We start from the raw sequence: 14,834 nt of genomic DNA on the forward strand, positions 1-14,834 counted from the left end.
GGGGAGGGCTCTCGACCGCCGTCGGGCCGTCCTGGCCGGCAGCTCGGGGTCACGTGCATGGACGGGCGGCCGCGTGCGGGCACGGCGGGTTCACGTGCGGGCGCGAGGAGTTCGCCCGCGGCACGGGGACGGCGCGTACGGACACGAGGAGTTCGCGTGCGGGCGCGGCGGTCCGCCCGGTGGCCGGGCGCGGCATTCCGTCCGGTGGCCTGCGCGGCGGGTCGGCCTCTCACCCGGCGGCCGAGTCGGGCCTCGTCGGCCCGGACGCGCCGCCACCCCGCCCGTCGTCACTGCCCGTGCTTGCCGCCGCGGCCGTGACCCCGGCCGGGGAAAGCGGTCAAGGAGGCCGTCGGGGTGGGCGCGGGCGCGCTGGACGTCGCCGGATCCGGGGGCGAGGTCGTGACGGTCGGGCCGCCGGACGCCGGCGACTGGGACCCGCGAGCGGACGAGGACGGGGACGACGGGGACGACGAGGAGGACGCGGACGCCGAGGACGACGGCCCCACGGGGACGCCGGCCGCCGAGGTCGGGGCGGCGGCGGCCGGTGAACCGGCGTCCGTGCTGCCGCTCGGAGTGCCGGAGTCGCCGACGGTCACGCGTCCGCCCCGGGCCGGGCCGGAGCCGTCCGGCGCCGGGGAGTCCGAGCCGCCCGCCATGACGGCGATCACCGCGACCGCGCCCGCCACACCCAGCGCCCCGGCCACGGCCGCCACCCGGCGCCGGCCGCCCGTGCCCCGCTCGGCACGCCGCCGCGCGGCCCGCCCCTCGCCCGGCGGAACCGGCTCGGTCAGCCGGGGCAGCTCGCTGGTCTCCTCGTAGGCGCTGCTCCAGCCGTGGGCGGCGGCGGGGTCGGCGTACTCGTCGTACGTCGGAGCGGCGGAGGCCTGAGGTAGGTACACGTTCGGCGAACCGGAGCCCACCGAGGCGTGCCCCGCACCGGGCAGGACCTGGGTCGGCTCGGCGTCGTACACGTTCGGCGGAACCGGGCCCGGTGTGTCCGTGGGGTACCCGTTCGGCGGAGTGCGGGGCGCGTAGCCCGCTGCGTGTCCGCCGTCCATGCCCGTCTCCTCGTGCATCCCCGCCCCACTCCGCCTCGCTGTGCACACCCCGCCACCAGGCCCGGCCCCCGGGCGACCCCGCCGTACGGCCCAGGGCCGGCGCGGCGGAGCGGCACCGCATTTTAGGGACGCAAGTGGCTCCTGAGACAGCCGTCGGCGATATCCGGGCAATTCGCCGTGTCTCACGTGTCGGAAAACACGAGCCATGAGCCGTTACCGGGCCGTAAGCTCGCGGCATGCAGGTGATCCAGTCGACCAAGCTCGCCAACGTCTGTTACGAGATCCGGGGCCCGGTTCTCGAGGAGGCCATGCGGCTTGAGGCGGCGGGTCACCGCATCCTCAAGCTCAACACCGGCAACCCGGCCGCCTTCGGCTTCGAGTGCCCCCCGGAGATCCTGGAGGACATCCTCCGGAACGTGTCGTCCGCGCACGGCTACGGCGACGCCAAGGGCCTGCTGGCGGCCCGCCGCGCGGTCGTCATGCACAACCAGACCCTCGGCATCGAGACGGACGTCGAGCACGTCTTCATCGGCAACGGCGTCTCCGAGCTGATCGTGATGGCGATGCAGGGCCTGCTGGACGACGGCGACGAGGTCCTCGTACCGGCCCCGGACTACCCGCTGTGGACGGCCGCCGTCTCCCTCTCCGGCGGCACGGCCGTGCACTACCGCTGCGACGAACAGTCGGACTGGATGCCGGACCTGGCGGACGTCGAGCGCAAGGTCACCGACCGCACCAAGGCCATCGTCATCATCAACCCGAACAACCCCACGGGCGCGGTGTACGACGAGGCGGTGCTCAAGGGCCTGACCGACATCGCCCGCCGCCACAACCTGCTGGTCTGCTCGGACGAGATCTACGACAAGATCCTCTACGACGGCGCCACGCACACCCCGACCGCGAAGATCGCCCCCGATCTGCTGACCCTCACCTTCAACGGCATGTCGAAGGCGTACCGGGTGGCCGGGTACCGGGTCGGCTGGATGTCGATCTCCGGCCCGCGCGCGCACGCCGACTCCTACATCGAGGGCCTGACGATCCTGGCGAACATGCGCCTGTGCGCCAACATGCCGGGGCAGCACGGAGTGGTCGCCGCGCTCAGCGGACGCCAGTCGATCAAGGACCTGGTGCTGCCGGGCGGACGGCTGAAGGAGCAGCTGGACACCGCGTACGAGCTGCTGACGCAGATCCCGGGCGTGAGCTGCGTCCGCCCCAGGGGCGCGCTGTACCTCTTCCCCCGCCTCGACCCGCAGGTCTTCAAGATCAAGGACGACCGGCAGATGGTCCTGGACCTGCTGCGCCGGGAGAAGATCATGGTCGTCCAGGGGACGGGCTTCAACTGGCCCGAGCCGGACCACTTCCGGGTGGTGACCCTGCCGACCGTCGGCGACCTCCGGGACGCGATCACCAGGATCGGCAACTTCCTGGACGGCTACGGCCAGCCGTAGCGGAGAGGGTCCCGGGGACTGCTTTCCGTGACCCGGCTCAACTTTAGACGAAATCCAAGCTAGGATGGCTTCCTGTCAGAGCACAGGAGGCCATCCCCCATGTACGAGCCGATCCGCACCAAGTCGGTCCACAGCACGAGGGCCGGCTCCGCCTCCGAATTCCCCCACCGGTCGCGCGAGGAGGAGCTGGACATCCAGCTCGCCGGGCACTTGGCCGCGCTGCTGACCGTGACCGACGAGCTGCGCGCACTGGCGCCGTCGTCCGACCTGGACGCCGCCGCCGAGCGGCTCGCCGAACAGATCGGCCGGCTCCGCGGCGGACACGGCCCGCTGCGGTCGGCGCCGTCCGCCGCCGGCGACCCCACGGCACTGCACCGGCGCGCGCACGCGCTCGCCGGCCGCGCACTGGTGGTCGCCGCCTCGCGCGCGGACACGGCGGCGGCGATCCTCGCGGCCGAGCGGATGGACGCGCACGCCGGAGCACTGGCCCGGCCGGAGCGCGACGCACCGGCGGAGCGCAAGGAACTGAGCAGCACCGCCTGACCCCCCGGGGTCCCCTGATCGGCCCCGGTCCGCGTGCACCCCAGCGACGCGCGGACCGGGCGCCACGAAACCCCCTGCTCCGCCTGGTCCCGACCCCGGTCCTCGGATCTCAGATGAAGATGAAGAAGAGGATCAGGATCACCACCGCCAGCACCAGCCACCACACCCATGTGTGCCGGTGCCCGGTCCCCGGCCGGCTCTCCGGGCCGCCGCCTCTCGGGCGGTCCTCCGCCATCTGCGGATTCTCCGGACGGTCCTGGGAGTAGAAGTCATCGCCGCCTGCCATGCCGCCATCCCTCCTTCACCTGGTGAAGGCCGGGTACCCCCGCGGTGCCGGCTGATCCGCCGGGCGGTCACCGAATGCGCCGGCCGCATGCTTGGGCGGGCCCGGCGGAGCCGGCAGTGTCAGGCTCCGCCGGGCCCGGTCTTCAGGGGCCACAGCCTCCCGGCCGCCCGCACACGGGTCGGGCGCCACCACCGGGCTTCGGCCGACCGGCCGCGGGAATCCACCCGCGCGGGTGGGACACGCCAGACGACCGGGGCCCCGCACGCCGTTGTGCGGGGCCCCGGTGGGTGTGTCCACGGCCGGCCGTGACGATCGCTGGTCAGGGCACGGCGGCCGGCCGTGGGGTCTTCGGCGGGACTAGCCCAGGCGCTCCACCAGCGCGTGGTACTGGTCCCACAGCTCCTTCGGGGTGTGGTCGCCGAAGGTGTTGAGGTGCTCGGGGATCAGGGCGGCCTCCTCGCGCCAGACCTCCTTGTCGACGCTGAGCAGGAAGTCCAGGTCGGAGTCGGAGAGTTCGAGGCCCTTGGTGTCCAGCGCGCCCTTGGCCGGCAGCACGCCGATCGGGGTCTCGACGCCCTCGGCCCTGCCCTCCAGGCGCTCCACGATCCACTTCAGGACACGGGAGTTCTCGCCGAAGCCGGGCCAGACGAACGCGCCCTCGTCGTTCTTCCGGAACCAGTTGACGTAGTAGATCTTCGGCAGCTTGGACTGGTCCTTGTCCTTGGCCACGTCGACCCAGTGGGCCATGTAGTCGCCCATGTTGTAGCCGCAGAACGGCAGCATGGCGAACGGGTCGCGGCGCAGCTCGCCGACCTTGCCCTCGGCGGCGGCGGTCTTCTCGGAGGCCACGTTGGCGCCGAGGAAGACGCCGTGGTTCCAGTCGAAGGACTCGGTCACGAGCGGTACGGCGCTGGCGCGGCGGCCGCCGAAGAGGATCGCGGAGATCGGCACGCCCTTGGGGTCCTCCCACTCCGGCGCGATGATCGGGCACTGCGAGGCCGGCACGGTGAAGCGGGCGTTGGGGTGGGCGGCCGGGGTCCCGGACGCGGGCGTCCAGTCGTTGCCCTTCCAGTCCGTGAGGTGGGCCGGGGGCTCCTCGGTCATGCCCTCCCACCACACGTCGCCGTCGTCGGTGAGCGCGACGTTGGTGAAGACCGCGTTGCCCCACAGGGTCTTCATTGCGTTGGCGTTGGTGTGCTCGCCGGTGCCGGGCGCGACGCCGAAGAAGCCGGCCTCGGGGTTGATGGCGTACAGGCGGCCGTCCTCGCCGAAGCGCATCCAGGCGATGTCGTCGCCGATGGTCTCCACGGTCCAGCCGGAGATCGTGGGCTCCAGCATGGCGAGGTTGGTCTTGCCGCAGGCGCTAGGGAAGGCGGCGGCGACGTACTTGGACTCGCCCTGCGGCGGGGTGAGCTTGAGGATCAGCATGTGCTCGGCGAGCCAGCCCTCGTCACGCGCCATGACGGAGGCGATACGCAGCGCGTAGCACTTCTTGCCGAGCAGGGCGTTGCCGCCGTAGCCGGAGCCGTACGACCAGATCTCGCGGTCCTCGGGGAAGTGCGAGATGTACTTGGTGGAGTTGCACGGCCACGGAACGTCCTCCTGGCCCTCCTGGAGCGGGGCGCCGAGGGAGTGGACGGCCTTGACGAAGAAGCCGCCGTCGCCGAGTTCGTCCAGGACGGCCTGGCCCATGCGCGTCATGGTGCGCATGGACACGGCGACGTACGCGGAGTCGGTGATCTCCACGCCGATCGCGGACAGCGGGGAGCCGAGCGGGCCCATGCAGAACGGGACGACGTACATGGTGCGGCCCCGCATGGAGCCCCGGAACAGGCCTTTCTCGCCGGTGAAGATCTCCCGCATCTCGGCGGGGGCCTTCCAGTTGTTCGTCGGGCCGGCGTCCTCCTCCTTCTCGGAGCAGATGAAGGTGCGGTCCTCGACGCGGGCGACGTCCGTCGGGTCGGAGGCCGCGTAGTAGGAGTTGGGGCGCTTGATCGGGTCGAGCTTCTTGAAGGTGCCCTTGGCGACGAGCTCTTCGCAGAGTCGGTCGTACTCCGCCTCCGACCCGTCGCACCAGACGACCCTGTCCGGCTGCGTCAGTTCGGCGATCTCGTCGACCCAGGAGATCAGTTCCTGGTGGTTGGTGGGAACGGTGGAAGCCGAGTTGTCGCGCGCCACGGTTGCTCCTAAGTGAGGGATTTATGCCCTTGTGAGGGATTTTGTCCTTGCGCCCCGTGGGGGCTGCGACCCGGACGCTTCACGGGGGTGCTCATCCGGTGCCGACCGCACTCATTTGATCATCCGCCCGGAGCGCCCATATGTCCAGGGGAGGTCACAGGTGAGCGAAGTGAGGAAGGCCACGGTTTCCAGGGCCGTTTGCGTTCCCTTTACGTCCAGGTTTGTGTCACCTGAAGGTCTTTTTGCGTTCGATCGACCAAGTCCCGCACTGACACCCGACTTACGGAGGCGTAGGTACCATGCCCCGCATGACTGCGTCCGCCTCCGACGCGCCCACGGAGACGCCGGCCGACGGCCGCGGCCCCGTGGCGCTCTCCCTGCCGCACCCGGTCAAGCCCAGGCTGCGCGGCTGGCTGCATCTCGGCATGTTCCCGGCCGTGCTCATCGCGGGCCTCGTGCTCACCGCGCTCGCCGACTCCACCAGAGGCCGCATAGCCTGCGGGATCTACGTCCTCACGGCCTGCCTGCTGTTCGGCGTCAGCGCCCTGTACCACCGGGGCAACTGGAGCCCACGGATGGACGGTGTGCTGCGCCGCCTCGATCACGCCAACATCTTCCTGATCATCGCCGGCACCTACACCCCGCTGACCCTGCTGCTCCTGCCGGGCGCCAAGGGCCAGTGGCTGCTGTGGGGCATCTGGGCCGCTGCGGCCGCCGGCATCGTCTTCCGCGTCTTCTGGGTCGGCGCCCCTCGCTGGCTGTACACGCCCTGCTACATCGCGATGGGCTGGGCGGCCGTCTTCTTCCTGCCCGACTTCCTGCGCACCGGCGGCATCGCCGTCCTGGTCCTGGTGGTCACCGGCGGCCTGCTCTACAGCGCGGGCGGCGTCGTCTACGGCATCAAGCGCCCGAACCCGTCACCGCGCTGGTTCGGCTTCCACGAGGTCTTCCACTCCTTCACCCTGGCCGCCTTCGTGGTGCACTACGTCGGGATCTCGCTGGTGGCGTACCAGCACACGTAAAGCCGCAACCCTCACCTTCCGGCCACGGCCCACCAGCCGTGGCCGTTTTCGTATGCCCGAGGTCCAGCACGTTGACAGTCGCTAACTTTCGAGAGTTACTCTCATCTCAGGGCTGGTCCCAGGAGAGGCGGCGGGCTGCTCGCGGCGGCCTTCCCCCCAAAGGGACACCGGGCAGGAGCGCGCGGGGCAGCGGAACCGACGTGGTCCCGGTGCCGGAGGATGCCCGACAATGACCACCATGACGGCAGCACGCTCCCCCCTCTCCCCCGCCGGCCGGCCCCAGCTGGGGCTGCGGGAACGCAAGAAGATCAAGACGCGGGAGGCGATCCGCGCCGCGACGTACGGCCTGATCCGGGAGCAGGGCTACGACGCCACGACCATCGAGCAGATCGCCGAGCGGGCCGAGGTGTCGCCGTCGACCGTCTTCCGCTACTTCCCCACCAAGGAGGACATCGTCCTCACGGACGGGTACGACCCGCTGATGGTCGAGGAGCTGCGCGCCCGCCCCGCCGACGAGCCGCTGACCGACTCGCTGCGGCACGTGATGCACGTCGCCCTCGACGCGAGCCTCGCGGAGGAGCCCGAGGTGATCCGGATGCGGACGCACCTCGGGGTCCAGGTCCCCGCCGTCCGCTCCCGGATGTTCGAGAGCATGTCGCAGACCGGCACCCTGCTGCGCGAGGTCCTCGGCGAGCGCACCGGCCTGGACCCGCGGAGCCTGGAGGTGCGCGTCTACGCCATGGCCCTCATCGGCGGTCTGATGGAGGCCTCCATGTACTGGGCGGAGAACGGCTTCCAGGGCGACCTGCGCGACCATGTGAACCGGGCCCTGGACGTCCTGGAGCGCGGCCTGCCCACGGAGAACCGCTAGCGAAAACCGCTGAGGCCATGGTGGTCCGGCGTGCGATGCTGACGGGATGAACGGCCCCGAGATCCGCGTCGACGTCGCGCCCGCGCTGCACCTGTTCGTGCCGGCCGCCCGCCGCGCCGGCGCCACGCCCCTGGCCACGGACGGCGTCTCGACGCTCGGCCATGTCGTCGAGTCCCTCGGCGTCCCGCTGACCGAGGTCGGCGCGCTGGTGGTGGACGGACGCGAGGTGCCGGTGTCGCACGTCCCGCGGGCCGGCGAGACGGTGAGCGTACGGCCCGTCCGGCGCCCGCAGCCGGTCCCCGGTGCCCCGCTCCGCTTCCTCCTCGACGTCCACCTCGGCACGCTCGCCCGCCGGCTGCGCCTGCTCGGCGTGGACACGGCGTACGAGTCGACCGACATCGGCGACGCGGCGCTGGCCACCCGCTCGGCAGCAGAGAAGCGGGTGATGCTCAGCCGCGACCGGGGCCTGCTGCGCCGCCGCGAACTCTTCGCGGGCGCCTTCGTCTACAGCACCCGCCCCGAGGACCAACTGCACGACGTGCTCGACCGCTTCGCGCCCGAGCTGCGCCCGTGGACCCGCTGCACCGCCTGCAACGGCCTGCTGAAACAGGCCACGAAGGACGAGGTCGCCGACCAGCTCGAGCACGGCACCCGGCGCACCTACGACGTCTTCGCCCAGTGCACCGCCTGCGGCCGCGCGTACTGGAAGGGCGCGCACCACGAGCAGCTGGAGGCCATCGTGGAGCGCGCCCTGGCGGCGCGGGGTTAGCGCCCGGTCACATCCCCCTTGTCACAGGCGATCCGGTTCCGGTCCCGGTCCAGCCCCAGCGGGTCGTCCGCGCCGTTCACCCTCAGGCGGCCGTAGTCGTTCTTCCGGAGCCAGGAGCACCGCGCGGCCGCCGTCTTCCCCACCTCGGGCGGGAACGCCGTCGGCACGCACACGTTGACCGAGCCGTAGTGCCGGTCGCAGCCGGAGAGGGTGGGGCTGACCTGCTGGGCGGTGCGCTTCCTGCCGGGCCCCGAGACCTTGCCGGACAGGGAGTCGGCGAAGGCGTGGATGTGCGGGGAGGCGGCGGCCAGGGCCGACGGACCGGTCAGGTGCACCCACTTGGCGACCGAGGGCACGCCGTTCGCGTCGACCGCGAAGAGCATGTACCAGCCGGGCGGGGCGAGGTTCGGGTTGTTGGTGACGTTCAGGTCGACGTTGTTGCCGTCCACCGACAGGGGCAGGTCCACGAACCGCTGGTTCGGGTCGGAGGAGTGGGTGACCGCGGCCGGGCGGATCAGCTCCGCCCTGGCGATCGGGCGGTCGACGGTGATCCGCTGGGTGTCGCCGTACTTCCACTCCTGGTCGATCACGGAGGTGATCGTCGGGCGGGTGCCCTGGTAGAGGTACGGCGGGGTGTAGATCGACACGTTGTGGTTCCAGCTGCCGTTGCCGGGGTTGTCGCCCGTCGCCATCACGCGGCCGTCGGGCAGCAGGAACGCCGAGGAGTGGTAGCCGCGGGACTCGGGGTCGGCGGCCACCGGGTCGAAGGTGCCGGCGCCCGGGTCGTAGAGCGAGGACTCGTACACGGGGTCGGCCCGGTTGTGCAGGGCGCCGCCGGTCTCCAGCACCTTGCCGTCGGGCAGCAGCACCGCGGAGACGTACATCTTGCCCTGGTTGCCGGTCTCCGGCCGCGGCCCGCCCCCGAGGTCGACCGTGCCCTGCGGCAGCGGCGGCCCGGCGACGTACGACGGGTTGGGCTGCTTGAGGTCGATCAGGTCGGTGAGGCGGTTCGCGTCCGGGTTGGAGTCGATGTTGCCGCCGCCGATGGTGAGGACCCGCTGGTCCTGCGCGGGAGGCAGCAGCACGCTCGCCGACTGGTCACGCTCGTCCTTGTTCTGCAGTCCCGGGATCTGGGTGATCGTGTTGGCGTCGTAGTCGTAGACCGCCGAGCCGGCACCGGGGATGTTGTTGCCGAAGACGTGGCTGCCCGTGTAGAAGAGGCGGCCGTCCTGCATGAGGATCATCGCCGGGTACAGGCCCCAGTACGACCAGGTCTGGTTGACCTGCGACAGCGGCAGCCACTGCTGTTGCGCGTCGCTGAACCGCTCGGCCGTCACCGAGCCCGTGGAGTCCTCCCGGAGCCCGCCGAAGGTGATGACGTCGCCGTTGCCCAGTTCGGTCGCCGACGGGTACCAGTGGCCGTCGTTGAGGTCGTTGGTCCTGCTGTAGGTCTCGGTCTTCGGGTCGAAGATGTACGAGTCCTTGAACCCCTCGTAGCCGTGCCCGCCCGGGACCGGGTACGCCTTGTTGCCGCTCAGCACCAGCACCCGGCCGTCCTGGAGCTGGACGTGGCCGGCGCAGAACATGTCCTTCGGCGTCGGGACGACCTTGTAGGTGCCGTTCGCCGGGTCGTACACGGCGCTGGTGAACGTGCCCGCGGCGAAGTTCTCCTCGCTGTTGCCGGAACCCGCGATCAGCAGCACCTTGCCGTTGTTCAGGACGACGGAGTGCATGGAGCGGACGGGGTTCTGGGTGGGCAGGACCGACCAGCTGCCGTTGGCGCACTGGTCGGCGGTGCCGGTGCACCGGGCCGGCGGGAGCGGGTCGGGGACCTGGTCCATGGTGTAGTCGTCGGTGGTCGCCGAGCCGGTGCCGTAGACGGAGACGCCCCAGGTGATGCGGTCGGTGCCGGCCGGGACCTCGGGCGTGCGGACGGTGGCCTGCGTCCAGGCCGGCGCCATGTCGAGCGTCTTGAGGTCGGTCCAGTACTGCCAGCCGGCGGTGGTGTCGTGCCGGAACAGGGTGATGTTGGCGTCCGGGGTGGTGGTCTTGTACCAGAGCCCCAGGTCGTACTGCTTGCCCGCACTCACCCCCGGCGCGCAGTCCGCCGACTCCGTGATCATCGCCTTGCGGTCGCCGTCGACGCGGCGGGTCAGCGTGACCTTCATGGCCGCGGCCCCGGAGTGCGCGTCCGAGGTGGTCTGGAAGGTGAAGTCGTTGTCGCCCCAGCCCGACTTCTCCCAGCAGTACGGCATGCCGTCGCCGCCGGCGGTCTCGAAGCCGGGGTTCTTGATGAGGTTGGCCGCCTCGGCGGGCTGGGGCGCGGTCAGCAGCAGTCCGGCGGTCAGGGCGCCCACCCCGGCCAGCGCGGTCCGTCTGCGGTGCTTGTCTCTCACACGGCTCTCCTTGCTCGGCTCCCCCGGCGGCGGGGGAGGTAGACCAGCGCCTCGGTGCCCACGAAGCGCAGGACGAACGTCAGGACCAGGGCGAGCGCGGTGGCCGGCAGGGCGCCCATGCCGAACCGGCCGACGAGGACGGCGATCAGCGGGATGCGCAGCACGAGGTCGGCGTTGGCGAGCAGCGCGAACCGGCCGAGCCGGTCCCACCAGCGGCGGTGCGCGCGCCGGTCGCGGAACAGCAGGTGCTCGATGAGCAGGAAGTTCCAGGCGACCCCGAGCTGGTTGGCGACGATCTCGGCGGCCAGGATGGGGGTGCCCCCGTGCGAGCTCATTCGAGCATGGGGGAGCAGGCCGACGGCGGTGAGCGCCCACAGCCCGACGAGGTTCGGGACGAAGCCGCTCGCGCCGATCAGCCCGAAGCCGGCCATGCGGGCGGCCGGGGACGCGGTGCGCAGGCCCGCCAGGTGGCGCAGGAAGCGCAGGCCCTCGCGCGCGGTGGACTTGGACTCGCCGGCGAACCGGTCCTCGAAGACGAACGGCACCTCGGCGACGCGGCGCGGGCGGCCGCGGACGGCCAGCTCCAGCAGGATCTTGTAGCCGAGGGGCCGCAGGACCTCCGCGGTGACCGCGCTGCGCCGGATCGCGAAGAAGCCGCTCATCGGGTCGCTGATGCCGCGCAGCCGGCGCGGGAAGAGGGCCTTGGCGAGCCAGGTGGCGCCGCGGGACACGGCCACCCGGTAGCCGCCGGCGAGTCCGGCCCGGCTGCCGCCCTCGATGTACCGGGAGGCGACGACCAGTGCGGCGTTCGTCCGCTCGCCGGTGGCCACCAGCTCCGGTACCAGGGAGGGCGGATGCTGGCAGTCGCCGTCCATGACGACGATCCACTCCGAGGCCGCCGCCTTCAGCCCCTCGACGACCGCCCCGCCGAGCCCGCCGGCGGGCTCCTCGCGGTGCAGCACGGCCACCGGGAACGGGCAGTCCTGGGCGGCGGCGCGGATCACCTCGGGGGTGTCGTCGGTGGAGTCGTCCACGAAGAGGACCTCGCAGGGCAGCCGCGCGGGCACCGACTCGGTGATCCGGTGCAGCAGCTGCCGGATGTTCGCGGACTCGTTGAAGGTCGGTACGACGAGGGTGACGGCGCCGGGTTCGGGGACCTGGACGGAGTCGAGGCCCTGTGCCGGTGCGGTGTGTTCGCTCATCGCGCGCCTCCCGCGGCCTGGATGCGCCGGATCTCGATGCGGTCGGGTCCGGCGCCGAAGGTGGCGACCGGCGCGGAGTGCGCGATCGCGGCCCGGACGGTGGGCAGGTCCTTGGCGTCCCGGCGGACGGTCGGCGAGGCGACGACGTAGTCGACGTCCTTCCAGCCGTGCGGCAGGGTCTTGGTGACGGCCGGGTCGAGGTCGGCCTTGTAGAACCAGATGGCGCCGAGTCCGGGCCGGTACCCGGCGTGCACGAGGTCCAGCCAGAGGGCGTCGTCGACGAGGACACGGGTGTCCCCCGGGTCGGTGACCTTCGTGCCGAGCCAGTGGGCGGCCTGCCGGTAGGGCCTGTTTGCGTCGGCGGTGACGGCGGTGCGGTCGCCGTCGTACCAGTGCGGTACGACGTAGGCGCCGGCGGCGAGGGCGAGGACGGCGGCGAGCGCGTACCGGCCGCCGGTGAGGTACCGCTTCTCGTTCTCGGTACGCCGCCTGGTCATCACCGCGTGCGCCACGGAGGCGGCAGCGGCGGCCAGGACCAGGGCGAGGAAGGGCAGCGCGCCGATGACGTACATGGCGGGCAGATAGCCGTTCGGGCGCAGGGCGACGGCGGTGAGGAGCGCGACGGTCAGCGCGGGCCCGGCGAGGGCGCGGGCGGTGACCGACCAGCGCCGGGCGAGCAGCAGGAGCAGGGCCGCGGCGAGGCCGCCGAGGGGCAGGACGCGGTCGTAGTACAGCCACGCGTGCAGGACGCCGTAGGAGCCGGAGCCCGGGTGCAGGATGAATCCGGAGCCGGGCCGGGACATCTGGTAGGTGATGCCGTCCCACAGGGAGACGTGTCCGGGGCCGGGCAGCAACTCGCCCTTGAGCAGGGCGAACAGTGGATAGGAGAGGCCGATCAGGGCGCAGGCGGTGACGGCTCCGGTGAGCGCGAACTTGCGGGTGTCGCGGTGGCTGTGCCGCCACATGGTGACGAACAGGGCGGGCAGGGCGACGAGCAACGTCTCCTTGGTGAGCACGCCGGTGGCGGCTGCGACACCGGCGCCGAAGTGGTGCCAGAGGTGGCGGCTGGGCGAGGCGGCCAGGCAGAACGCCAGCAGCAGCCACATCACGGCGATGTTGTCGAGGAAGATCTCCCGGCTGAGCACGACCGCGAGCGGGGACAGCCCGAAGAGGGCCATGCCGAGTGCGGCGGCCCAGCGGGGCAGCGCGAGGCGGCGGCCGAGGGCGTAGACGAGGACCGCGCTGACCCCCGTGATCAGGAGCATCGTGATCCGCATGGTGCCGACGGTCATGAAGCCGGGGTTGACCGCCGCGGGCAGCCGGCCGAGCAGGGCTATCTGGATCCAGCCGAGCGGCGGGTGGTCGTACCAGTAGGTGTAGTGGGCGAGGCCCCGGCCCTGCTGGACGGCCCAGGCCTGGGCGAGGTAGGTGCCCTCGTCGTCGCTGAGGGCCGGGTAGGCGGCGATGTTCCAGCCCTGGACGACGAGGATCACCGAGAGCAGGGCGCCGCAGAGCAGCAGGTCGGGGCGGGAGGAGCGCAGTCGTGCCGGCGGCTGTGTGCGGCCGGCCGGGTCCGTTTCGGGCGCAGGCGGGCGCTGCGCGGGGACCTTCGCTCCGGTCACCGCGGGAAGTGTGGAGGTCACGCAGGGACGTCCTCTCGGATGGGCTCGGCCGCGGTGAGGTGCGCGCCGACGTGCGTGGTCAACTCCCAGTCGTTGCGGCCGCGTTGCTCGCGCCACACGGCCCGGATCGCGGCGCCGGCCAGGAGGACCTGGTAGAAGGGGCCGCCCACGACGAGCTTCACGTAGTGGACGAGGCGGACCCTCAGGCCGTACTGCTTGCCGAAGTCGTGCAGTCCGACCACCTCGAAGACGAAGGTGACGGCGGCGGTGACCAGCGGCAGGAAGGTGAGGAAGGCGACGCCGACCGGCACGTCGAGGAAGAGCGCGACGGCCGCGTTCAGCGGGATGATCACACCGGAGAACGCCTGCATGAACGGCGTCATCAGGGTGTACCGGGCCAGCAGCCGCTGCCCGAGTCCCGGCAGCCGCCGCCAGTCCTTCTTCCGGTACACCTGGAGGAAGCCCTGGTTCCAGCGGGTGCGCTGCTTCAGCAGCGACATCAGGGTGCCGGGGGTCTCCTCGCGGGTGACCATGTCGGAGTCGTAGGCGACGACGACCTTCTTGCCCGCGCTGGAGAGCCGGACGCCCAGGTCGCAGTCCTCCGCGAGGCAGTCCGGGTCCCAGCCGCCCGCTTCCCTGAGGACGCCGGTCCGCACGAAGACGGTGTTGCCGCCGAGCGGGATGAACCCCTTCTGCGCGTGCAGGTGCAGCCGGGAACGGAACCAGAAGAAGTACTCCAGGCAGTTGCGCAGGCTGTACCAGCTGGAGTGGAAGTTGATGAGCTGCACGCCGCCCTGCACCACGTCCGCGCCGGTGGTCCGGAAGGCGTGGTCGACGTGGGCGAGCAGCTCGGGGTGGACCTGGTCCTCGGCGTCGAAGACCCCGACGACGTCGCCGCGGCAGTGCGGCAGCGCCGTGTTCATGGCCTTGGGCTTGTTCTTCTTCTCGTGGGTGTCGACGACGACGCGTACGCGTGCGTCCCGTGCGGCGGCCCGCTCGGCCACCTGCGTGGTCTCGGGATCGTCGTGCCCGACGATCACGATGATCTCGAAGTCGGTGTGCGTGGATTCCAGCAGCCGCTGGATGGTGTGGTCCAGCACCGCCTGCTCGTGCCGGGCCGGCAGCAGCAGCGAGAACGACAGGTGTTCCCCGCCGTCCGGCCTGCCGAACCTCGTGGAGGCCAGCACCTCGGGCGTGCGCCAGGCGTGCATCTGCCACCACAGGGTGAACGCCGCCATCCAGAACAGGGCCAGTGAGACGGCAGCGATGAAGACAGACGTGAGCAAAAAGATCCCCCCAGATCCCCGATAACCCCCTGTACGGGCGACGGTGAGTGATCACCCGTCGACTCGCTGTGGAGAGACTAGGGGGGATCTGTGAAGCGCGGGAGCTGTTCCGATAAATAGCGTGTTTCGGAACGGTGCCGCCGGTAGCGGGAT

Annotated in this window: 12 protein-coding genes; 5 read left to right on the forward strand and 7 right to left on the reverse strand. The window is 71.4% G+C overall.

All coding sequences use genetic code 11. The features are described from left to right. Positions 1-287: 287 nt before the first annotated feature. Complete coding sequence (locus ACGFZN_RS15245; RefSeq protein ID WP_393858888.1) at positions 288-1,058, reverse strand: hypothetical protein; 771 nt, start codon at positions 1,056-1,058, stop codon at positions 288-290. A gap of 236 nt (positions 1,059-1,294) precedes the next feature. Here ACGFZN_RS15245 and ACGFZN_RS15250 point away from each other — a divergent pair, with 236 nt between their 5' ends. Next, a complete protein-coding gene (locus ACGFZN_RS15250; protein ID WP_393858889.1) occupies positions 1,295-2,506 on the forward strand; it encodes a pyridoxal phosphate-dependent aminotransferase in 1,212 nt (403 codons plus the stop codon). A 99-nt stretch (positions 2,507-2,605) separates the two neighbouring features. Continuing rightward, positions 2,606-3,049, forward strand: a complete 444-nt coding sequence (locus ACGFZN_RS15255) for a hypothetical protein (protein WP_393858890.1) — start codon at positions 2,606-2,608, stop codon at positions 3,047-3,049. Positions 3,050-3,158: 109 nt separating this feature from the next. On the opposite strand, the gene ACGFZN_RS15260 is transcribed toward ACGFZN_RS15255, so the two are convergent. Continuing rightward, entirely contained in the window at positions 3,159-3,335 is a 177-nt protein-coding gene (locus ACGFZN_RS15260) for a hypothetical protein (protein ID WP_393858891.1), read from the reverse strand. 357 nt (positions 3,336-3,692) lie between these two features. Continuing rightward, positions 3,693-5,513, reverse strand: a complete 1,821-nt coding sequence (locus tag ACGFZN_RS15265) for a phosphoenolpyruvate carboxykinase (GTP) (protein WP_393858892.1) — start codon at positions 5,511-5,513, stop codon at positions 3,693-3,695. 308 nt (positions 5,514-5,821) lie between these two features. Here ACGFZN_RS15265 and ACGFZN_RS15270 point away from each other — a divergent pair, with 308 nt between their 5' ends. From ACGFZN_RS15270 to ACGFZN_RS15280, 3 genes are all read left to right on the forward strand, one after another. Beyond that, on the forward strand, positions 5,822-6,535 hold the full coding sequence (locus ACGFZN_RS15270) for a hemolysin III family protein (protein WP_393858893.1): 714 nt from the start codon (positions 5,822-5,824) through the stop codon (positions 6,533-6,535). Positions 6,536-6,764: 229 nt separating this feature from the next. Next, positions 6,765-7,406, forward strand: coding sequence for a TetR/AcrR family transcriptional regulator (locus ACGFZN_RS15275; RefSeq protein ID WP_393858894.1), 642 nt, complete (start codon positions 6,765-6,767; stop codon positions 7,404-7,406). A gap of 46 nt (positions 7,407-7,452) precedes the next feature. Beyond that, entirely contained in the window at positions 7,453-8,175 is a 723-nt protein-coding gene (locus ACGFZN_RS15280; RefSeq protein WP_393858895.1) for a Mut7-C RNAse domain-containing protein, read from the forward strand. On the opposite strand, the gene ACGFZN_RS15285 is transcribed toward ACGFZN_RS15280, so the two are convergent. The 4 genes from ACGFZN_RS15285 to ACGFZN_RS15300 are packed head-to-tail and all read right to left on the reverse strand — an operon-like array spanning position 8,172 to position 14,681. Further along, positions 8,172-10,571 carry a galactose oxidase-like domain-containing protein gene (locus ACGFZN_RS15285; protein WP_393858896.1) on the reverse strand — a complete coding sequence of 800 codons (2,400 nt, stop codon included), beginning with the start codon at positions 10,569-10,571 and terminating at the stop codon, positions 8,172-8,174. The two genes, ACGFZN_RS15280 and ACGFZN_RS15285, sit on opposite strands and share 4 nt — an antisense overlap. Next, entirely contained in the window at positions 10,568-11,773 is a 1,206-nt protein-coding gene (locus ACGFZN_RS15290; RefSeq protein ID WP_393858897.1) for a glycosyltransferase, read from the reverse strand. The genes ACGFZN_RS15285 and ACGFZN_RS15290 overlap by 4 nt, the downstream gene beginning before the upstream one ends. Continuing rightward, the gene (locus tag ACGFZN_RS15295; protein ID WP_393858898.1) at positions 11,770-13,416 is read right to left on the reverse strand and encodes an ArnT family glycosyltransferase; all 1,647 of its coding nucleotides are present in this window, start codon (positions 13,414-13,416) and stop codon (positions 11,770-11,772) included. Before ACGFZN_RS15295 ends, ACGFZN_RS15290 begins: the two co-directional genes overlap by 4 nt. Continuing rightward, positions 13,413-14,681, reverse strand: a complete 1,269-nt coding sequence (locus ACGFZN_RS15300) for a glycosyltransferase (RefSeq protein WP_393858899.1) — start codon at positions 14,679-14,681, stop codon at positions 13,413-13,415. The genes ACGFZN_RS15295 and ACGFZN_RS15300 overlap by 4 nt, the downstream gene beginning before the upstream one ends. Between the last annotated feature and the right edge of the window lie 153 nt (positions 14,682-14,834).

Source organism: Streptomyces sp. NPDC048192 (assembly GCF_043202415.1).
Taxonomy (GTDB): Bacteria; Actinomycetota; Actinomycetes; order Streptomycetales; family Streptomycetaceae; genus Streptomyces.

Bases quoted from the DNA above. Each gene is read 5' to 3' on its own strand.
- ACGFZN_RS15290 (WP_393858897.1), bottom strand. From the start codon at position 11,773: ATGAGCGAACACACCGCACCGGCACAGGGCCTCGACTCCGTCCAGGTC.
- ACGFZN_RS15250 (WP_393858889.1), top strand. From the start codon at position 1,295: ATGCAGGTGATCCAGTCGACCAAGCTCGCCAACGTCTGTTACGAGATC.
- ACGFZN_RS15260 (WP_393858891.1), bottom strand. From the start codon at position 3,335: ATGGCAGGCGGCGATGACTTCTACTCCCAGGACCGTCCGGAGAATCCG.
- ACGFZN_RS15275 (WP_393858894.1), top strand. From the start codon at position 6,765: ATGACCACCATGACGGCAGCACGCTCCCCCCTCTCCCCCGCCGGCCGG.
- ACGFZN_RS15255 (WP_393858890.1), top strand. From the start codon at position 2,606: ATGTACGAGCCGATCCGCACCAAGTCGGTCCACAGCACGAGGGCCGGC.
- ACGFZN_RS15245 (WP_393858888.1), bottom strand. From the start codon at position 1,058: ATGGACGGCGGACACGCAGCGGGCTACGCGCCCCGCACTCCGCCGAAC.
- ACGFZN_RS15270 (WP_393858893.1), top strand. From the start codon at position 5,822: ATGACTGCGTCCGCCTCCGACGCGCCCACGGAGACGCCGGCCGACGGC.
- ACGFZN_RS15280 (WP_393858895.1), top strand. From the start codon at position 7,453: ATGAACGGCCCCGAGATCCGCGTCGACGTCGCGCCCGCGCTGCACCTG.